Origin of the sequence: Kribbella sp. NPDC048915, assembly GCF_040649595.1 — a bacterium.
Taxonomy (GTDB): Bacteria; Actinomycetota; Actinomycetes; order Propionibacteriales; family Kribbellaceae; genus Kribbella.
Window position 1 is genome coordinate 79092 of the sequence record NZ_JBEZFT010000007.1, and the last position, 19265, is coordinate 98356.

The window sequence follows — 19265 nt, forward strand, 5'->3', positions numbered from 1 at the left end:
GAGGCGTGGCATGTGCACAGTCACCTGGTCACGGTAACTCGGTTGCCCAGGTCGAAGGTGTGGAAAGGATGGAGGGTGAGGCCGCTGGAGCCTTGAACCGCTTCAACGGCACCGTTCGCATCGAACGTGAAGCGATACGCCTCGCCGTACGCGCCGTAGCCGTTGCCGGCGGTGACGCGGAGCGTGTCGCCGTCGACCTCCAACGTTTGCGGTTCCTCGGCCGGGTTCGCCCCGGACGGGTCGGTCGCGTAGAGCCGGCCGCCGAGCAGCGCGAAGTCGACAACGCCCCACAGGTTGGCGAAGCGGCCCGTGAAGCGCTTCAAATCCGTGTTGTCCCGGCGGTCCTTCGATCCGGCCAGGTCGAGCAGCCGGAAGAAGCCCTCGGCGAGCTGGCCCGCCGGGCCGTCGATCGCGTTCGTCAGCACCGAGACGACGACCCGCGCCTTCGGGTCGACGAGGGTCCGGGTGATGTGGCCCGGGTAGCCGCCGCCGTGCCCGAACAGGTCCCGCTCACCGAGCTTGGTCACCGACAGACCGAGTCCGTACCGCGCCTTCTCGTCCGAGCCGGTCGTCCACAGCGGGTGCTGCATCTCGCGCTTGGACTTGTCGGTCAGCAGCCGGTCGTCGCCGGGCAGGTGCGCGGAGAAGTAGGTCACCAGGTCGCGGGCGGTGCCGAAGAACCCGGTCGCCGAGGCCAGCGCGCGGGTGTCGACATGCTCGATCGGTACGCGCGTATCGGCGTACGTCAGCGCGCTGTACCCGGCGGCGTACTCGGTCAGCCGCGCCGGGTCCAGCTCAGGCCCGAGGCCGGACAGCCCGAGCTTGTCCACGATCGCGGTCTGCACGTAGGCGTTGTACGGCGTACCGCCGGCGGCCTCGATCACCAGGCCGAGGAGTCCGTAGCCGATGTTCGAGTACTTGAACCGCTCATTCTCCGCGATCACCGCCGTGGACTCGTCCCGCAGCACCTCGAGCAACTGCGCACGGTCCGGGAAGGGCGGTGGACAGCTGCCACCAGTTCGCCTCCGAGCTGTCGCGGGTCAGTCCGCCGGCGTGCGCCAGCAGTTCCCGGACGGTGCGTTCGCCGGCCGGCGTACCGACGATCTCGGTGACGTGCTGGGAAACCTTGTCGTCGAGCCGCAACCGGCCCTGCTCGACCAGCTGCAGGACGGCAGTCGCGGTGAACGTCTTCGAGTGCGACGCGATCCGGAACAGGTGCTGCTCGGTCAGCGGGACGTCGTTCTCGATGTCGGCGCGCCCGTACGCCGCGGAGAACGCGACGCCGCCGTCGGCGTACACCGCGGCCTGGATCCCGGGGACCCGCTGGTAGTGCTGGTTGAACGCCAGCCAGCTGTCGAAATAGCCGAGCGTTTCACGCAGTGTTTCCGGGTCGACGGCTGAATCGGGCGGGGAATTCAAGGCCTCAGACATGACGCCTAGACTGAATGACGCGGAAGCGACTCGCAACGTAAGCGCCGTCGGTGTATGTCGCGTTGGCCGCCGGATTCGCCCCGGTGCCGTGGAAATCGCTGAAAGCAGCCGATTGATTCACATACACCTGGCCGGTCAGGTTCTCCGACAGTGCGACCCCGGCGTCGAGGGCCGCGTCGCGGGCCTGCTCGATGATCTTGGCGTCGGTCGAGTAGATCCCCGCGGTCATCGCACCGTCCTCGGTCACGGTCGACCGGAACACGTCGATCGACTGCGCGGTGTCCGCGGTCCGGACCAGGAACGACACCGGCCCGAAGCACTCCCGGCCGTAGGTGTCCGCGTCGTCGGCGTCGATCGCGACCAGCAGCGGCGTCCGGACGACCGCGTCCGGGTACGCCGGGTGCGTGATCGCGCGGGACGGCAGCACGACCTCGCCGTACTCGTCGGCGAGTTCGAGGCGGCTGATCACGGCCTGGTTCACGATCCCGCCGAGGATCTCGACCGCGCGGGCGTCGTCGCCGAGCAACTTGTCGATCGCGCCGGCGATCCCCGCACCGACCTCCTCGAAGGACTTGTGCCCCTCGTCGGTCTCGATCCCGCCGGCCGGGACGAACAGGTTCTGGGTGGTGGTGCACATCTGGCCGGAGTACAGCGACAGCGTGAAGGCGAGGTTGGCGCACATCGCCTTGAAGGAGTCGGTGGAATCGATGACGACCGCGTTGACGCCGGCCTTCTCGGTGAACACCGTCGCCTGGGTGGCGTTCTGCTCCAGCCACTCGCCGAACTCGCTGCCGCCGGTGAAGTCGATCAGCTTGACCTCGGGCCGGGTCGCCAGCGGCTTGGCGAGGCCGTCGCCGGCGCGCTCGGCCGCCAGCGTGACCAGGTTCGGGTCGAAGCCGGCCTCGGCGAGCACCTCGCGGCAGACCTCGACGGTGATCGCGAGCGGCAGGACGGCCAGCGGGTGCGGCTTCACCACGACCGCGTTGCCGGTGACCAGCGACGCGAACAGACCGGGCCAGGAGTTCCAGGTCGGGAACGTGTTGCAGCCGATCACCAGCGCGACCCCGCGGCCGGTGACGGTGAACGTCTTCTCCATCCGGATCGGGTCGCCCTTGGCCGGCTTCTCCCAGGTCGCGGTCGCCGGGTAGCGGCTCATCTCCTCGTACGCGTACGCGACCGCCTCCAGCGCCCGGTCGAGCGCGTGCGCGCCGCCGGCCTGGAACGCCATGACGAACGCCTGACCGCTGGTGTGCTGGACCGCGTTGGCCAGCTCGAAGACGCGCTTGTGCAGCCGGTCGAGGATCTCCAGCGTGACACCGACGCGACCGTCGATCCCGGCGCGGCGCCAGTCCGCGAGCCCCTGCTGCGCGGCGGCCAGCAGCTCGTCCAGCCCGTCCTCGACCATCCGCGGGTACGCGACGTCCAGGCTGATCCCGTACGGCGACTGCTCGGTGACGACCGTGCCGCGCGCCCCGGGGATCTCGAGCGGATACGTCGCCCCCAGGCGGGCCTCGAAAGCGGCCTTGCCATCGGCCGCCGCGGTCTCGCCGTACACCCGCGGACTGGGCGACTCCGGGAACGCGGAGTAGTACCCGCGCTCGTGGATGGCCTTCAGCGCCCCGTTGAGACGGTCACGGTGGGTGGAGAGCAGCTCTGCGGTCATGGCAGCGATGTTACAGTCGTGGACGCGATTCGGACTAGGCTGTCACAAGGCTGTTTCGGCGGCCTCTGCGATCAGGCACAACGATGGGACGCAGCATGGAAGCCGGCAGGGAATCCGGCAGGGAATCCGGCGGCGACGACCTGGCGGCGCGGGTGGCGGCGGCGATGTGGGCCGACGACACCGCCAGCGCCGGCCTGGGGATGCGGCTCCTGTCGGTCGGCGAGGGCACCGCGCGCGTGGAGATGACAGTACGCGACGACATGGTCAACGGGCACGGCATCGCGCATGGTGGATTCGTGTTCACACTGGCCGACTCCGCGTTCGCGTTCGCCTGCAACTCGCGCAACCGGGTCACGGTCGCGCAGGCCTGCGACATTGTGTTCGTGGCCCCCGCGCGCCGCGGTGACCTGCTGCTCGCCGACGCCCGGGAACGGACCACCTTCGGCCGGAACGCGATCTACGACATCACGGTCACCCGCGGCGACGAGGTGATCGCCGAGTTCCGCGGCCGCAGCCGGGAACTGTCCGGAACCATCATCCCGACGGAGGAAACATGAGTCGCGAGGCGTTTCTGGTCGATGGCCTGCGCACCCCGATCGGTCGGTACGGCGGTGCGCTGTCGGCGGCCCGCCCCGACGACCTGGCGGCGCACACGATCGCGGCGCTGCTGCAGCGAACGCCCGTGGATCCGGCCCGGATCGACGACGTGATCCTCGGCTGCGCCAACCAGGCCGGTGAGGACAACCGGAACGTCGCCCGAATGGCCGTGCTGCTGGCCGGCCTGCCGGACTCGGTCCCGGGCACGACGATCAACCGGCTGTGCGGGTCCGGACTCGACGCGATCGCCTCGGCGGCCCGCTCGATCATTGCCGGAGACAACGACATTGTGGTGGCCGGCGGCGTCGAGTCGATGTCGCGGGCGCCGTTCGTGATGCCGAAGGCCACGACCGCGTTCTCCCGCCAGGCGGAGGTCTTCGACACCACGATCGGCTGGCGGTTCGTCAACCCGGCGCTCAAGGCGCAGTACGGGATCGACTCGATGCCCGAGACGGCCGAGAACGTGGCCGCGGAATTCGCAGTCTCCCGCGCGGACCAGGACCTGTTCGCGTTGCGCTCGCAGCAGCGGGCCGCGAAGGCGCAGGCCAACGGCCGGCTCGCCGAGGAAATCGTCGCGATCGAGGTGCCGGGCAAGCGCGGCGCGGTGACCGTCGTCGACACCGACGAGCACCCGCGTGAGACGTCCCTCGATGCGCTGGCCGCACTCAAGACGCCGTTCCGGACGCCTGGGACGGTCACGGCCGGGAACGCCTCGGGCGTCAACGACGGCGCGGCGGCCGTGCTCGTGATGAGCGGCGAGGCCGTCGAGCGGTACGGCGTGACGCCGCTGGCGCGGGTGGTCGGTACGGCGGCGGCCGGCGTACCGCCCCGGATCATGGGCATCGGGCCGGCGCCCGCGACCCGGAAATTGCTCGAGCGCACCGGAGTCGCATTGACCGACATCGACGTGATCGAACTGAACGAGGCGTTCGCGTCGCAGTCGCTGGCCGTCCTGCGGGAGCTCGGACTGCCCGACGACGCCGACCACGTCAACCCGAACGGCGGCGCGATCGCCCTCGGCCACCCGCTCGGGATGTCCGGCGCCCGCCTCGCCCTCACCGCGGCCCTGGAGCTTCGCCACCGCGACGCGCGGTACGCGCTCGCCACCATGTGCATCGGCGTCGGCCAGGGCATTGCGACCCTGCTCGCCCGTCCCTGAGGAGCCCTCATGCTCGGTGATGCCTGCCCGATCGAGTTGCGTGACGCCGGTGAGCGGCTGTCGGTCGACGAACTCCGCACCCGCCAGTTGTCGTTGCTTCAGGCAACCGTACGGCGCGGCTACGAGAACGTCCCGCACTACCGGAAGGCGCTGGACGCGGTCGGGTTCACGCCCGGGGACCTGCGGGAGCTGTCCGATCTGAGCCGGTTGCCGTTCACGACGAAGGCGGACCTGCGCGACAACTACCCGTTCGGCATGTTCGCCGTACCGCGGTCCGAGGTGGTGCGGGTACACGCCTCGTCCGGTACGACGGGACGCCCGACGGTGGTCGGCTACACGCGCAACGACCTGGACAACTGGGCCGACCTGATGGCGCGCTCGATCCGGGCCGCGGGCGGTCGCGCGGGCGATGTCTGTCATGTCGCCTACGGGTACGGGCTGTTCACCGGCGGGCTCGGTGCGCACTACGGCGCCGAGCGGCTCGGGTGCACCGTCGTACCGGTGTCCGGCGGGATGACCGAGCGGCAGGTGGACCTGATCCGGGACTTCGGCGCGCGGATCATCATGGTCACGCCGTCGTACTTCCTGTCGATCGTCGACGAGTTGGCCGCGCGCGGCCTCGATCCGCGCGACACCTCGCTGCGGATCGGGATCTTCGGCGCCGAGCCGTGGACCGAGCAGATGCGGCAGGAGGTCGAGGAGCGGACCGGGATCCACGCGGTCGACATCTACGGACTGTCCGAGGTGATGGGGCCAGGAGTCGCGCAGGAGTGCGTGGAGACGAAGGACGGTCTGCACATCTGGGAGGACCACTTCTACCCGGAGATCATCGACCCCGTCACCGGCGAGGTGCTGCCGGACGGATCCGAGGGCGAACTGGTCTTCACCACGCTGACCAAGGAAGCGTTCCCGGTACTGCGGTACCGCACGCGCGACCTGACCCGCCTGCTGCCCGGTACCGCGCGCCCGGGGATGCGCCGGATGGAGAAGATCACCGGCCGCACCGACGACATGATGATCGTCCGCGGCGTCAACGTGTTCCCCACGCAGATCGAGGAACAGATCCTGCTGGTCGACGGGCTGACCCCGCACTACCTCTGCGTCCTCACCCGCCCCGGCCGGCTCGACGAACTCACCGTTCAGGTGGAAGCGGCTCCGGACCTCGTGGACCGCAGTACCGCTGCCGCAACCCTCGCCCGCCGCATCAAGGACCGCGTAGGCATCACCGCCACCGTCGAGGTAGTGGCCCCGCACGGCCTGGAACGCTCCCTGGGCAAAGCCAAGCGCATCCGCGACGACCGCCGCCGCTGACGGCTTGTTTCACCACTGACCCCGGACAACCTGTCGGCCGTGACACAGACCGTTATTCGGGTGCCGGGGTGGGGCCGGTTCGGCTAGCGTGTCGGGTGCCGGGGTCTCGGCTCCCGGCCGGCGAGAGGAGGTGAGCGCGATGTCGAGTTCGTCTGTCGTGCTGCCCGTTCGCCGTGCCTGCGGCTGACCGGGTGGCTTCGTACCACCGAGGAGTAGTCGCATGTCCGAAGTACAACGGCCGCCGCTGACAGCTGACGAACGCACACAGCTGATCGGGTGGCTCGACCTGCAACGTTCGTTCGTCCGGATGAAATGCGCCGGACTCGGCGAGGACGACGCGCACCGCAGCGTCGTACCGACCTCGCCGCTGATGACGCCGGCGGGGCTGGTCGCCCATCTCCGCTGGAACGAGTACTCGTGGTTCCAGCTCAACCTGCTCGGCGTCCCCGACACCGGGCAGACGCCGTGGACCGAAGGCGGTCATCCCGACGCCGAGATGCTCGTCGACGACGTACCGCTCGCCCAGCTGCTCGACGAGTACGACGCCGAGTGCGCGCGCTCCAACGCCGCGATCGACGGCCTCTCGCTGGACGCCCTCGAGCAGGGCCCGTACGCCCCGCGCGAGGCCGCCTCACTGCGGTACGTGCTGTGCCACCTGATCGAGGAGACCGCCCGGCACGTGGGTCATCTCGACATCATCCGGGAGTTGATCGACGGTTCGAAGGGGTACACGAAACTGGAGTGACCCGACCCGGTTACACCCGCGCCGAGGGGTGGATAGGATGTCCGGGATCTGACACGGGGTAGCGACAAGAGGTGTGATGAGGGAACCCTCCGTACGCCGTTATTCCGGACGGTCAGTCGAGGAATGGAAGGCCGCGCGCCGGGAACGGCTGCTGGCCGCCGCACTCGAGCTCTTCGGGACCGACGGCTACCCGGCGACATCCGTGGAACGCCTGTGTACACAGGCGAAAGTGTCCACCCGGCACTTCTACCACGAGTTCCAGAACAAGGAAGCCGTGCTGCTCGCGGTGCACGCGCAGGTGATCGAGCTGGCGGTCCGCAGTACCGGCGACGCGTTGCGCCGGACCGCGGACCGTCCGGTCCGGGAGCGGATCGCCGCGGCCGTCGACTCGTACCTACGGACGATCATGTCCGACCTGCGGCGGGCGCGGATCTCGTTCGTCGAGGTGGTCGGCGCGAGCCCGGCGGTCGAGGAGCAGCGGATCGCGTTCCGGAACCTGCTGATCCGCAACGTCCGGGACGTCGGCGACACCGCGGTCGAGCGCGGCGAGATCAAGCGCAAGGACTTCCGGTTCGTCGCGCTGGCGTTCTTCGGCGCCGTCAACACCGTCGTGCACGACTGGATGCTGACCGACCCCAGACCGCCGGAGCAGCACATCCAGAACTCGCTGCGCGACCTGGCCGTCGAGATGCTCACCACCTGAGGTCAGGTCAAGACGCTAGTCCGGGTAGCGCTTGCGGAGTTCGGCGACGGCGTCGGCGCGGGTGAGCGCGGCGCCGCCGGCGTACGCCGTTTCGTACCCGTCGTCGCCCAGCGCCTGCCGGAGTCCGTCGACGGTCCGCCGCACGTCGCCGTCCGGGATGGCGCGGGTGCCCTTGATCGCGGCCGCGAGACCGAGCGTCCGGGCGGCCGTGGTCAGCTCGGCCCGGTCGCCACCGGCAGCCAGCACCAACGCGTCCACCGAGGCCTCCACGACCGACGCGCTGAGCGGCATGTCCTCCGTACCGAGTCCGAGCTGGACGGATTCGCGCGCAGCCCGCTCGGCGTTCTCGAGATCGCCGAGCGACGCATAGATCCGGCCGAGCTGCGAAAGCATGCCGGCCTGGCCGTGCGGTGCCATCCGCTCGGCCACCGGGTCGAGCATCGAGTAGCCGCGCTCCGCGAGCTCCTTCGCCTCCTCGAACCGGCCGGTGCGGTGCGCGAGCCGCGCGAGACCTCCGTACACCATTGCCTGCCCGCCGCGGGAGCCCGTCTCCTCGGCGAGCCGCAGCGCCCGCTCCAGGTCCGTCCGCGCGCCGTCGTAGTCGCCGAGCTCGAGCCGGCTGGCCGCGCAACCGCCGAGCAGTTGCGCGACGCCGTCCGACGTCCCGAGCTCCTCGATCAGCCGGAGCGCCTCGGTCATCGACTCCAGCGCCCGCTCGTGCTCGCCGCTGGTCGCGTAGTAGCCGGCCAGCCCGCGCAGCGCCATCGACATCCCGAACCGGTCGCCGAGCGTGCGGAAACCGTCGAGCGCGACGGCCAGGTCGACCACCAGCCCCTCGATCTCGCCCTCGTTCTCGCGGAACATCGCGCCCATCATCACGCCCATGTTCCGGATCCACGGATCCGGATGCCGGGCGGCCGCCTCGAGCTCGGCGAAGCTGCCCGCCTTGTCCCGCCGGATCGCCGCCCACACGGCGTTCGTAAACAGGCTGACCCCGGACTCGACCAGCATCCGGTGCCGCCGCGCCATCCACCGAACGGTCGCGAGCCCGCGCAGCATCTGCTGGAACGACGCGACCGGATCGGATTCCGTGGACAGCCGCCCGACCGCGAGCAGGTACAGCGCCTCGGCCTTGTCCAGCGGCACACTCCGCCCCGGCACGGCGACGGCGGCCTGCATCCAGCTCACCGCCTCGGCGGGACGACCGCCCATCGTCCAGTACTGCCCCAGCACAGCCACCATCTGAACGGCGACCCGCGCCGAACCACTGTCGATGGCCGTCCGCAGCGCGTCGATCAGGTTCTCGTTGTCGGCGGTCAGGCGAGCGATCCACTCGACCTGCTCACCGGTCCGCATCTTCGGCCGCGCGTTGCGCAGCAGGCGGCTGAAGTACACCGTGTGCGCGTGGCGGAAGCGCTCGTACTCACCCGAGGCCTTCAGCTGCTCCCCGGCGTACGCACGGACCGTCTCGAGCATTCGGTAGCGGACGGAGCGCTCGCCCGACGCGGCCTCGACCAGCGACTTGTCGACGAGCGAGGCGAGGACGCCGAGCACGGACTCCGCGGGCAGGTGCTCGTCGCTGCAGATCTGCTCCGCGGCCTCGAGCGACGCGCCACCTGAGAACAGCGAGAGGCGGCGCGCAACTGCTTGCTCGTCCGGGTCGAGCAGGTCCCAGCTCCACTCCACCACGGCCCGCAGCGTCTGGTGCCGCGGCAGGGCGGTCCGGGAGCCGCTGGTCAGCAGCCGGAACCGGTCCGCGAGCCGGTCCACGATCTGCGGCGGAGTCAGCGCGCGCAGCCGGGCCGCGGCGAGCTCGATCGCCAACGGCATCCCGTCCAGCCGCCGGCAGATCTCGGCGACCGCGTCCCGATTCGCGTCGGTCAGCTGGAAGTCCGGACGTACGGCGCGGGCGCGGTCGACGAAGAGCTGCACAGCGGGGTACTCGTCGACGGCCGAATCCTCCGGCGGCAGACCGAGCGGACCGACCGGGTGCAGGTGCTCGCCGGGGATGCTGAGCGGCTCACGGCTCGTCGTCAGCACCCGCAACCGCGGACACGACGCGAGGAGCGAGTCGACGAGTCCGGCGACCTCCTGGACCAGGTGCTCGCAGTTGTCGAAGACGAGCAGGACACGGCGGTCGCCGATCACCTCGACCAGTCGCTGCGTCGCTGCGCGGCTGGTCGGGAAGTGCTTCGGCGCGATCCGGGTCGGGTCGATGTCGACGTACTCACTGGCGCCGAGCGTCGACAGGACGGTCGGCGCCACATCGGCCGCGTCACCGAGCGGCGCGAGCTCCACGAAGTAGATGCCATCGCCGGACTCGCCGATGAGCGTACGTCCGGTCTCGGTGGCCAGCCTGGTCTTGCCGGCGCCGCCTGGTCCGACCATGGACACCAGCCGGGTGCCGTCGCTCAGCAGGCGAGTCAGCTCGGCTACTTCCTCACGCCGGCCGACAAAGCTCGTCAACGGAGCACGCAGGTTGCTGCGCGGCGCCGCAGGGGCCGGTGCGATGGGCGCTGCCTTCGCAGCTGGGTCCAGCGCGTCGCCCCGCAGTACTGCGACGTGCAGGTCGCGCAGCCGTGTGCCGGGGTCCGCGCCGAGCTCGTCGGCCAGCGTGGTGCGGATGCGTTCGTACGCCGCCAGCGCCTCTGCCTGCCGACCGTCGGCGTACAGGGCGCGGATGAGCAGCTCGTGGATGCGCTCGCGCAGCGGATGGTTGGCGGCCAGGTGTTCGAGGTCGCCGATCAGGTCGCGGGCGCGGCCGCAGCTGACCGCGGCCTCCGCCAGGTCCTCACGAGCGGCCAGCCGCAGCTCGGCCAGACGGTCAGCCTCGATCGCGGCGAACGGCAGGTCTTTCAGGTCGGCCAGCGCCTCACCACGCCACAACTTGTCGGCCTGGGTCAGCAGCGCGTGCGCCTGTTCCGGGTCGGACGTCAGCAGCCCGCGCCCCCGCCGTACCAACTCCGCGAACTGCAACGCGTCCACACAGTCCGGGCCGAGGGTCAGCGTGTAGCCGGCCGGACCGGACTGGACCGACACGCTCGACTCTGTGGCCGGCAGGCTCGCACGCAGCCGCGAGACGAGCGACTGCAACGCGTTCGCACTCGGGGCCTCACTGCCCCACAATCCGTCGACCAGCGTCTCGACACCGACCGGCCGCCCCGCGCTCAACGCCAGCCGCGCGAGCAGCCCGCGCAGGCGGACGCCGCGGATGTCGAGCGGAGTCCCGTCGGCCGCCCACATCGCAAGAGGCCCAAGCACCGCTATGCGCACCCCACCAGCCTCGCATATCCGCCGCCCCAAACACCCGTGCCTTTTGTCATCGGGCGATCTAAGGTCGGTGGTCGTGACTGAAATTTCCGCGCCGACACAGGTCGCGCTCTCTCGCATCGTTGCCGAACGTCAGTCCAAGGGCCGGGTGCCCGGGGCCGTGGGCGCCGTCGCCCGGGCCGGGAAACTGGCCTGGTCGACCGGGGTCGGGTCCGCCGACCTGGACCGTCCCGGCGTACCGCCGAACGCCGACTCGCAGTTCCTGATCGCGTCGCAGAGCAAGACCCTGACCGCGGTGGCGACCATGGCGCTGCGCGACGAGGGCAAGCTCAGCCTCGACGACACCGTCGAGTCGCTGCTCCCCGACTCCAAGCACGGGGGCATCACCGTCCGGCAGCTGCTCAGCCACGCCAGCGGCATGCAGCGCGAACCGGTCGGCGACGTGTGGGACCTGATGAAGTTCCCGTCCCGCGAGGAACTGCTGACCAGCTGGAACGCGGCCGAGCGGATCGGCAAGCCGCACCACCGCTTCCACTACTCGAACCTGGCATTCTCGCTGCTCGGCGAGATCATCGCGCGGATCGACGGCCGGAGCTGGTACGAGTCGATCAAGGCGCGCATCCTCGACCCGCTGGAGATGCGGCGGACCACGGTCGGCATGGACGGCGGCCCGGCCCAGGTCGGGTACTACGTGCCGCCGTGGACCGACGTACCGGTCCGGGAGCCGCTGCTCGACATCGGCGCGATGGACGCCTGCGGCGGGCTCGCGTCGACAGCGGAGGACCTGGCGAAGTGGGCCATGTTCGTCGCGAACCCGGTCGACGAGGTGCTGTCGAAGGACACCCTGGACGAGATGTGCCAGGTCCGGATCATGGCCGACGTGGACCGCTGGCAGCTCGCGTTCGGACTCGGGTTCATGCTGCTGCGCCGCGGTGACCGGGTCTTCGTCGGCCACGACGGCGGCATGCCCGGCCACATCACGTCGACCTTCGTGGACCGCTCGTCCGGTACGGCGGGGATCGCGCTGTTCGGCGCGACGTCGTCGCCGCCGCCCGGCATGATGGCGACCGACCTGATCATCAAGGTCCTCGAGGACGACCCGCTGCCGCCCGAAGCGTGGGTCCCCGGCACCGAGATCCCTGCCGAACTCGCCGGCGTCCTCGGCACCTGGTTCTCCGAGGGCTCACCGTTCGTGTTCACGATCCGCAAGGGCGTCCTCGAGGCCAAGTCCCCGGCCGCCCCCGAACACCAGTCCCCCGCCGTCTTCGAACGCGTCTCCGAAGACGTGTACCGCACCGTCGCCGGCCGCGAGACCGGCGAACTGCTCCGCATCACCCGCGACCCCGCCGGCCACCCCACAAAGTTGCACTGGGCAACCTACCTCTGCACCCGCGAACCCTTGTCCTTCGCCGAGCTGGGCCAGGCTTGAGCGGTGTTGCCCGGAGCTGATCGGTCGGCTAACCTATGAGCATTCCCCCAGTTGCTTCGGTGGCTGGGCGCGAGGCCCCACCTCTGGTGGGGCTTCTGCTTTTTCACCACCCCGCGGGCTTGCGGATCAAGGCTCCAGCCGAATCCTCCACCTTGTCGGGGAACTGGCTGGCACCGAGCACACCCGGACGGATCGCCGTTGTGGACAACCGATGCCGATCTGCCCCGGCCTGCCCCTGAATGCCCCGGTCTTCTGCGTACCTGGCGGTTCAGGGGCGGGGCGGTTCAGGTACGGCGGCGGTAGGCGCGGATGGCGAGCGGGGCGAAGACCAGGACGAGGCCGGCCATCCAGGCGAGGGTGATGAGGAGGGGTTTCTGGATGTCGCCGCCGAGCATCAGGCCGCGCATGGTGTCGACCAGGTACTTGACCGGGTTGACCTTCACGAACGCCTGCAGGAAACCGGGCAGGGTGTCGGTCTGGACGAACACGTTGCTGCCGAAGGTCAGCGGGAACATCACCAGGAACGCGATCCCTTGCACGCCCTGCGCGGTCTTCAGCGACAACCCCAGCCACACCCAGATCCAGCACATCGACAGGGCGAACGCGAGCACGACCACGAGTGCGAGCAGGCCGTAGCCGACCCCGTTCTGGAAGCGGAAGCCGAGGACGAACCCGGTTCCCATCAGGATCGCGATCGACAGCATGTACCGCACCGCGTCGCCGAGCACCGCGCCGATCAACGGCGCCACTCGCGCGATCGGCAGCGACCGGAACCGGTCGAACACACCCTTCGCAAAGTCGTCGTTCAGCGCGACACCGGTGCCCATCGTGGAGAACACCACGGTCTGCACCAGCAACCCGGGCAAGAGGAACGGCAGGTAGTCGCGCCACCCGGCGCCCTGCGCGATCGCCCCGCCGAACACGAACAGGAACAGCACCAGGAAGATGATCGGCTGGAACGTGACGTCCGCCAGCGCTTCCGGGTTCTGCCGGATCCGGACGATGTTCCGCCAGGCCAGCGTCAGGCTCTGCGGCACCCAGGCGAACGGATTCGTCCGGCGCCCCAGGTGGGCCGCGGGTTCCAGGATGGTCGCACTCATCGGCCCACTCCTTCCAGGATCTTCTGCTCTTCGGTGGTGTGACCGGTCAGGGCGAGGAACACCTCGTCCAGGCTGGGCAGCCGCAGCGACAACTCGGTCACCGCGATCCCGGCCTCGTCCAGGCGCCGTACGACGACGGGCATCGACGTACCGTCCGTCACCGGGACGCTGACCAGGGTGTTGACGACGTCGACCGACGGCCGCGTACCGACCGAATCGGAGACGATCGCGGCGACGCGTTCGAGGTGCGCCGGCTCGGCCGGGCGGACGTCGAGGGACTGTTTGCCGGCCTGGGCCTTGAGTTCGGCCGGCCGGCCGTTCGCGACCACGGTGCCCTTGTCGAACACCACGATCGAATCGGCCAGCGCGTCGGCCTCCTCGAGGTACTGCGTGGTGAGCAGCACCGTGGTGCCGTCGAGCACCAGGTTGCGCACGGTCTCCCAGACGCCGTTGCGGGCGTGCGGGTCGAGACCGGTGGTGGGCTCGTCGAGGTACAGGATGCTCGGGTCGCCGACCAGGCTCGCGGCCAGGTCGAGGCGGCGGCGCATCCCGCCGGAGTAGGTCTTCGCGATCCGGTCGCCGGCGTCGGTCAGCTCGAACCGCTCGAGCAGGTCGTCGGCCTTGACCCGCGCCTGCGACCGCGAGTACCCGAGCAGCCGGCCGATCATGATCAGGTTCCGGCGGCCGGACATGTCCTCGTCGACCGAGGCGTACTGCCCGGTCAGCCCGATGATGCCGCGGACCTTGCCGGCCTCGCGGACGACGTCGTACCCGCCGACCGTCGCGTGCCCGCCGTCCGGGCGCAGCAGCGTGCCGAGAATGCGGACCGCGGTCGTCTTGCCGGCGCCGTTCGGGCCGAGGACGCCGAGGACCGTGCCGGTGGGCACGCTCAGATCGACGCCGGCAAGCGCGGTCGTACTGCCATATTTCTTGACCAGACCGACCGCCTCGATGGCGGTCTGGCTCGTTGTGGTCATCGGTACCTCCCAGTGGACTCACTTCACTGGGACTACCGTCGCGCGGTGGCCTGGCAGCGGCCTGGCACTGCGCTGACAGGAGGCTGTCGCAGCCGGCTCAGCCCTTGAGCGGGACGATCCGGTTCCTGATCAGCGCCTGGTACGCCTCCGGGTTGTAGCGCGCGAGATGCCCGCGCGCCTTCCGCCGGTACTTGAGGATCTGCCGCGTCCCCACCGCCCACAGCACGTACTGGAACGCGAGCGCGACCTTGAAGTCGTGGATCGACTGCGCCGCGCCGCCGGACGAGGCGTCCAGCAAGATGCCGATCATGCCGATCGAGATCAGCGTGGCGATGAAACCGCCCGTGTTGACCATCCCGTTCGCCGCGCCGAAGCGGGTCGACGGATTGAACGTCCGCGCGTAGTCGAGCCCGAGCATCGACCCCGGTCCACCGGCGGCCTGGACGACGATCAGCAGCAGGAGCACCGGCAGCGGAGCCCGGCCCGGCCACAGCAGGACGACGGTCCACACCGCTACAGTGCTTCCGATCACCGCGAGCACGATCCACGACCGGTAGAACGGGAACTTCGCGGCGTACCGCCCGACCAGCGGGCCGTAGCAGAGGCTGGCGAGCACCGGAATGATCAGCATCGCGGCAGCGGTCGTCGGCGGAAGGCCCTGGCCCTGCACGAGGAACGGGTACCCCCACAGCAGGCCGAACGTGCTGCCGGAGAAGCTGGTCGTGAAGTGCGTCCACAGACCGAGCCGCGTACCCGGCTCCCGCCAGGCGCGGCGCAGGTTGGCCCGCACCTCGTCCAGCGGCTGCTTGGCGCGGCGGAGCGGCTCGTCGTACGGCGTGTCCTTGATGAGGAACACGACGAGCAGACCGGTCACCAGGCTGAGCACACCGGCGGCAGCGAACGTCGGCGTCCAGCCGAACGCATGGAAGGCGGCGGCCATCGGAACCGTCGACATGATCGCGCCGAGTCCGCCGAGCATTCCGGTCGCCTGCGACATGACCGGCTGCCGCAGCGCCGGGAACCAGGACATCACCACGCGCAGCACGCTGATGAAGACCAGTGCGTCGCCCACGCCCAGTACGGCGCGTGCAGCGAGCGCGGCGGGGTACGAATCGACCATGCTGAAGGCCGACTGAGCCACGAAGAGCAGGCCGGAAGCTGCGATGAGCAGTCGCTTCGACCCGTACCTGTCGAGCAGTACGCCGACCGGCACCTGCATGGCGGCGTACACGGTGAGCTGTACGACGGTGAAGCTCGCGAGCGCGGACGCGGAGATGTCGAAACGCTCCGCGGCCTGCAGCCCGGCCACGCTCATCGAGCCGCGGTGCAGCACGGTCACGAGGTACGTCAGGACAGCAGTGCCCCACACCGCCCAGGCACGCCGTCCGCCCAGGGGGAAGAGGAGTTCGGTCACCGAGTGCCTCGCAGCTCGGTCGCGGCTTCGGCAATGTGCGTGACGACCAGTTCGCGGAACCGCTTGACGCTGTTGCCGCCGAGCGCGTCGATCATCTCCTGGTGGGCAGCAATGGAGCGGTCCATCCGGGCCGGCTGCACCTCGATCCCGGGCACCCCCATCCGGACCTGCCGGTCGCGGAGGCTGTTGTAGAGCTTGGCCAGGATCTGGTTGCCGGCCGCTTCGACGATCGCCTCGTGGAAGGCGCGATCCGCCTCGAGGAAGGTCTTCGCGTCACCGGCCTTGCGGTGCGCGCGCATCTCGTCGACGCGCTGCGTCAGCGCCTCGATCAGCTGCCTGCGGCGCGGCCACACCTTCGCGGCAGCGTGCGTCTCGATCAGCTCGCGCGCCTCGAGCACGTCCTCGATCTCCTGCGGCAGCACCGGGAGGACGAGCGCGCCCTTCTTCGGGTACAGCTTGACCAGGCCGGACTCCTCCAGGCGCAGCAGCGCCTCACGCACCGGCGTACGGGACACGCCGACCGCGGTGGCGAGCTCACCCTCGGTGAGCAGTTCGCCGCCCGGGTAGCTGCGGTCGAGGATCGCGGCCTTCACATACGCGTAGACGCGCTCGGCCGCGGGAATCTTCTCTGCGCCCGGTGCCGCCTCGACGACCACTCGTGCGATCTCTGCGGTCTCGTCCCCCAGAACCAATGCGTCCGGCGCTTGCGCCGGGTCCCCGCCTGTCACTGCGCTCCCATCCATGCGACTCGTATCTCTGTTGTATCTATCTTACACGGAGCCTTAATCCACCGAAGCCGCCTGGTACTCCCCAGCTTGTCCACGAGTTATCCACAGGCAGATCCACAGGATGTGGGCAACTGAGCGTGATCGCGGCTGCGTGCAGGGTTTCCCTCGCGTTGTGGATGACGAAGTCCCACCGTCGGCGAATCGTCCTAGAGTCTTCGATACCGACCCGGGCCCGTCCGCCCGGGCGCTGCCCTGAGGAGGCGTCGTGTCCCGAACTTCTCGTCCGCGCCGGCTGGCCGCCGGCCTGTCCGCCGCCGCCCTGGCCTGTGTCTCACTCACCGCTGTGACGACGGCGCATGCGGCCGTGGCTGACGACGGACCGCTGATGAACTACGTGATCAACGCGAAAGCGACCCCCGGCCACGTCCGCAAGGCCGAGAACGCGGTCCGCGACGCGGGCGGCACCGTGCTGGTGTCGTACAAACAGTTCGGGGTGATCGTCGCGCAGTCGACGAACCCGGCCTTCAGCACCGACATCCGCAGCACGCACAACGGCCGTGAGGTGCAGTCCGTCGGCGCCACCCGGACCGCCGCGGTCAGCGAAGGCGCCGCCACCGGGCTGAAGTCGATCGAGGACGCCGAGGCCAACCCGGTCCTCGACCCCCGCGAGCACGAACAGTGGGACATGGTCCAGATCAAGGCGGACCAGGCCCACCAGGTGACCGACGGCTCCCGGGACGTCCTGGTCGGCATCAACGACAGCGGCATCGACGACACCCACCCCGACCTCGCCCCGAACTTCGACGCGGCGAATTCGGTCAACTGCGTGAACAACGGCGTACCTGACACCACTCCGGGCGCCTGGCGGCCGACGACCAGCTCGCACGGCACCCACGTCGCCGGTACGGTCGCCGCGGCGCGCAACGGCGTCGGCATCGTCGGCGTCGCTCCCGGCGTACGGATCGCGTCGGTCAAGGTCGTGAACGACGACGGCTTCATCTATCCGGAGTACTCGATCTGCGGCATCGTCTGGGCCGCCCAGCACAAGATGGCCGTCACGAACCACAGCTACTACATCGACCCGTTCCAGTTCTGGTGCAAGGACAACGGGGACCAGGGCGCGGTACAGGAAGCCGTCCGGCGGGCGTACGTGTGGGCGACCGACCAGGGCACGCTCTCGGTCGCGGCCGCGGGCAACTCCAACTACGACCTGGCCAACAAGACCACCGACAACAGCAGCCCGAACGACACCACCCCGGTCACCCGGACCATCGACAACGACTGCCTCGACATGCCGACCGAACTCCCCGGCGTGATCACCGTCGCCAGCACCACCATGGCCGGCGCGAAGAGCAGCTTCTCCAACTTCGGCCTCGGCAAGATCGACGTCGCCGCCCCCGGCAGTTCGATCCTGTCCACCCTTCCCGGTAATCGTTACGGCCTGTCCAGCGGTACGTCGATGGCGTCACCGCACGTCGCCGGCGTCGCCGCGCTGCTCAAGTCCACCCACCCGCAGTGGGGCCCGCGCGACCTCGAACGCGCCCTGTGGCGCGAGGCCGACGACACCGCCTGCCCCACCACCCCCGACCCGCGCTGCACCGGCACCACCGAGAACAACGCCTTCTACGGCGAAGGCATCACCGACGCCCTCGACGCCGTCACCCCCTGACCGAGCCGGGGGTCCCCACCCGGGACCCCCGCACACCGGGTCCCGCCACCAACCTGGGGTATTATCTGATCGGATAACGATTCAGGGGTTCGTGCGATGGACAAAGACAGTCAGACGGTCGTCGATCAACTCGGCCGCGCTGTTGCCGAGAGCGGGCTGTCCCAGTCTGCCTTCGCCGCCGCATTGGGGACGTCCGCGTCGCGCTTCTCCACCTACCGTTCCGGCAAGACCAAGCCGACCGCGCAGTTCTTCCTGCGAGCGCGGCGGATTTCCCGCGCCCTGCACATGGCGCACGAGCACAGGATCATGACCGCCCCGGCCACGGCGAGGGCCATTCGCGACGCCAATGACGACGAATGGGCCTGGCGAATGCTGCTTCAGGGTCGCGATCACCTCCGCCTGCTTCTCCGTCGGAACGATGGTTCCGAGGCGGCGTGGGAGGCCGCGCCCGGTACGACGGGACACGCCGGCTTCGACGTACTCCTCGCCGTCCTGACGGCGCACGAGTTCGAGGCCGCCGGTCAGGAACCGCCCGAGTGGACCGCGGTCGAGCCCCTGCCGGAGCCGTGGATTCCGGAGCATCCTTTCCTGGACCGCGCCGAGGTCATCGAGCAGACCTCGGACTACCTGGCCCGAGCCAACGTCTTCGTTCCCGCCCGTGACCTGGTCACCGCATGAACAACGCCCCTCACGAGTTCAGAGCCGGCGAGATCGTCGATCTCCTCTCGGAGCTCGACCAACGCCTGAAGGCGCGGGGCGTCGCTGCCTCGATCTTCGTCGTCGGGGGAGCGGCGATCGCCGTCACCTCGGACGACGATCCGCGGCGAACCGAAGACATCGACGCGATCACCCGCGACGAGGCCGTGGTCGAGGAAGCTCGCGCGATGGCGAGTGCACGCAAACTCCCTGAGGACTGGTTGAACACCCGAGCCAGCTCCTGGATGCCCCCACTGCCGGCGGATGCGTTGCAGCACACCGACACCCTCGGGCTGAACATCAAGTAAGCGGGTGACGAGTTCCTGCTCGCCGCCAAACTCGTTGCCCAGCGCCGCAAGGACGCAACCGACAT

Annotated in this window: 17 protein-coding genes; 9 read left to right on the top strand and 8 right to left on the bottom strand. The window is 69.6% G+C overall.

The window, feature by feature from the left end:
* Positions 1-20: 20 nt before the first annotated feature.
* The 3 genes from AB0B82_RS06330 to paaN are packed head-to-tail and all read right to left on the bottom strand — an operon-like array spanning position 21 to position 3094.
* A complete protein-coding gene (locus AB0B82_RS06330; protein WP_360163379.1) occupies positions 21-968 on the bottom strand; it encodes a serine hydrolase domain-containing protein in 948 nt (315 codons plus the stop codon).
* Positions 928-1431, bottom strand: a complete 504-nt coding sequence (locus tag AB0B82_RS06335) for a serine hydrolase domain-containing protein (protein ID WP_360163273.1) — start codon at positions 1429-1431, stop codon at positions 928-930. The genes AB0B82_RS06330 and AB0B82_RS06335 overlap by 41 nt, the downstream gene beginning before the upstream one ends.
* Positions 1424-3094, bottom strand: coding sequence for a phenylacetic acid degradation protein PaaN (gene paaN, locus AB0B82_RS06340; protein ID WP_360163275.1), 1671 nt, complete (start codon positions 3092-3094; stop codon positions 1424-1426). The genes AB0B82_RS06335 and paaN overlap by 8 nt, the downstream gene beginning before the upstream one ends.
* A gap of 95 nt (positions 3095-3189) precedes the next feature.
* Between paaN and paaI the strand changes: the two genes are divergently transcribed.
* The 5 genes from paaI (at position 3190) to AB0B82_RS06365 (ending at position 7609) form a co-directional block, all read left to right on the top strand.
* Positions 3190-3651: a hydroxyphenylacetyl-CoA thioesterase PaaI gene (paaI, locus tag AB0B82_RS06345; protein WP_360163277.1), complete on the top strand. Its 462-nt coding sequence runs from the start codon at positions 3190-3192 to the stop codon at positions 3649-3651.
* Complete coding sequence (gene pcaF, locus AB0B82_RS06350; RefSeq protein ID WP_360163279.1) at positions 3648-4850, top strand: 3-oxoadipyl-CoA thiolase; 1203 nt, start codon at positions 3648-3650, stop codon at positions 4848-4850. Before paaI ends, pcaF begins: the two co-directional genes overlap by 4 nt.
* A 9-nt stretch (positions 4851-4859) precedes the next feature.
* A complete protein-coding gene (paaK, locus tag AB0B82_RS06355; protein WP_360163281.1) occupies positions 4860-6161 on the top strand; it encodes a phenylacetate--CoA ligase PaaK in 1302 nt (433 codons plus the stop codon).
* Positions 6162-6381: 220 nt separating this feature from the next.
* Positions 6382-6906 carry a DinB family protein gene (locus AB0B82_RS06360; RefSeq protein ID WP_360163283.1) on the top strand — a complete coding sequence of 175 codons (525 nt, stop codon included), beginning with the start codon at positions 6382-6384 and terminating at the stop codon, positions 6904-6906.
* A 76-nt stretch (positions 6907-6982) separates the two neighbouring features.
* A complete protein-coding gene (locus tag AB0B82_RS06365; RefSeq protein WP_360163285.1) occupies positions 6983-7609 on the top strand; it encodes a TetR/AcrR family transcriptional regulator in 627 nt (208 codons plus the stop codon).
* Positions 7610-7624: 15 nt separating this feature from the next.
* Here the strand turns inward: AB0B82_RS06365 and AB0B82_RS06370 are convergent, their stop codons facing one another.
* On the bottom strand, positions 7625-10870 hold the full coding sequence (locus AB0B82_RS06370) for a BTAD domain-containing putative transcriptional regulator (protein WP_360163287.1): 3246 nt from the start codon (positions 10868-10870) through the stop codon (positions 7625-7627).
* Between the two features lie 85 nt (positions 10871-10955).
* Here AB0B82_RS06370 and AB0B82_RS06375 point away from each other — a divergent pair, with 85 nt between their 5' ends.
* A complete protein-coding gene (locus AB0B82_RS06375) occupies positions 10956-12308 on the top strand; it encodes a serine hydrolase domain-containing protein (RefSeq protein ID WP_360163289.1) in 1353 nt (450 codons plus the stop codon).
* A 284-nt stretch (positions 12309-12592) separates the two neighbouring features.
* Here the strand turns inward: AB0B82_RS06375 and AB0B82_RS06380 are convergent, their stop codons facing one another.
* From AB0B82_RS06380 to AB0B82_RS06395, 4 genes are all read right to left on the bottom strand, one after another.
* On the bottom strand, positions 12593-13408 hold the full coding sequence (locus AB0B82_RS06380; protein WP_360163291.1) for an ABC transporter permease: 816 nt from the start codon (positions 13406-13408) through the stop codon (positions 12593-12595).
* Positions 13405-14385 (bottom strand): ATP-binding cassette domain-containing protein, encoded by a 981-nt coding sequence (locus AB0B82_RS06385; RefSeq protein ID WP_360163293.1) that lies wholly within the window; start codon positions 14383-14385, stop codon positions 13405-13407. Before AB0B82_RS06385 ends, AB0B82_RS06380 begins: the two co-directional genes overlap by 4 nt.
* Before the next feature lie 97 nt (positions 14386-14482).
* Positions 14483-15799 (bottom strand): MFS transporter, encoded by a 1317-nt coding sequence (locus tag AB0B82_RS06390; protein WP_360163295.1) that lies wholly within the window; start codon positions 15797-15799, stop codon positions 14483-14485.
* Positions 15796-16527: a GntR family transcriptional regulator gene (locus AB0B82_RS06395; protein ID WP_360163297.1), complete on the bottom strand. Its 732-nt coding sequence runs from the start codon at positions 16525-16527 to the stop codon at positions 15796-15798. The genes AB0B82_RS06390 and AB0B82_RS06395 overlap by 4 nt, the downstream gene beginning before the upstream one ends.
* Before the next feature lie 265 nt (positions 16528-16792).
* Between AB0B82_RS06395 and AB0B82_RS06400 the strand changes: the two genes are divergently transcribed.
* The 3 genes from AB0B82_RS06400 (at position 16793) to AB0B82_RS06410 (ending at position 19200) form a co-directional block, all read left to right on the top strand.
* A complete protein-coding gene (locus AB0B82_RS06400; protein ID WP_360163299.1) occupies positions 16793-18196 on the top strand; it encodes a S8 family serine peptidase in 1404 nt (467 codons plus the stop codon).
* 96 nt (positions 18197-18292) lie between these two features.
* On the top strand, positions 18293-18874 hold the full coding sequence (locus AB0B82_RS06405) for a helix-turn-helix transcriptional regulator (protein ID WP_360163301.1): 582 nt from the start codon (positions 18293-18295) through the stop codon (positions 18872-18874).
* A complete protein-coding gene (locus AB0B82_RS06410; protein ID WP_360163303.1) occupies positions 18871-19200 on the top strand; it encodes a hypothetical protein in 330 nt (109 codons plus the stop codon). Before AB0B82_RS06405 ends, AB0B82_RS06410 begins: the two co-directional genes overlap by 4 nt.
* Positions 19201-19265: the final 65 nt, after the last annotated feature.

Coding starts and splice junctions, on each gene's coding strand:
- AB0B82_RS06385 (WP_360163293.1), bottom strand. CDS start 14,385: ATGACCACAACGAGCCAGACCGCCATCGAGGCGGTCGGTCTGGTCAAG.
- AB0B82_RS06405 (WP_360163301.1), top strand. CDS start 18,293: ATGGACAAAGACAGTCAGACGGTCGTCGATCAACTCGGCCGCGCTGTT.
- pcaF (WP_360163279.1), top strand. CDS start 3,648: ATGAGTCGCGAGGCGTTTCTGGTCGATGGCCTGCGCACCCCGATCGGT.
- AB0B82_RS06380 (WP_360163291.1), bottom strand. CDS start 13,408: ATGAGTGCGACCATCCTGGAACCCGCGGCCCACCTGGGGCGCCGGACG.
- AB0B82_RS06410 (WP_360163303.1), top strand. CDS start 18,871: ATGAACAACGCCCCTCACGAGTTCAGAGCCGGCGAGATCGTCGATCTC.
- paaI (WP_360163277.1), top strand. CDS start 3,190: ATGGAAGCCGGCAGGGAATCCGGCAGGGAATCCGGCGGCGACGACCTG.
- AB0B82_RS06335 (WP_360163273.1), bottom strand. CDS start 1,431: ATGTCTGAGGCCTTGAATTCCCCGCCCGATTCAGCCGTCGACCCGGAA.
- paaK (WP_360163281.1), top strand. CDS start 4,860: ATGCTCGGTGATGCCTGCCCGATCGAGTTGCGTGACGCCGGTGAGCGG.
- paaN (WP_360163275.1), bottom strand. CDS start 3,094: ATGACCGCAGAGCTGCTCTCCACCCACCGTGACCGTCTCAACGGGGCG.
- AB0B82_RS06360 (WP_360163283.1), top strand. CDS start 6,382: ATGTCCGAAGTACAACGGCCGCCGCTGACAGCTGACGAACGCACACAG.
- AB0B82_RS06365 (WP_360163285.1), top strand. CDS start 6,983: ATGAGGGAACCCTCCGTACGCCGTTATTCCGGACGGTCAGTCGAGGAA.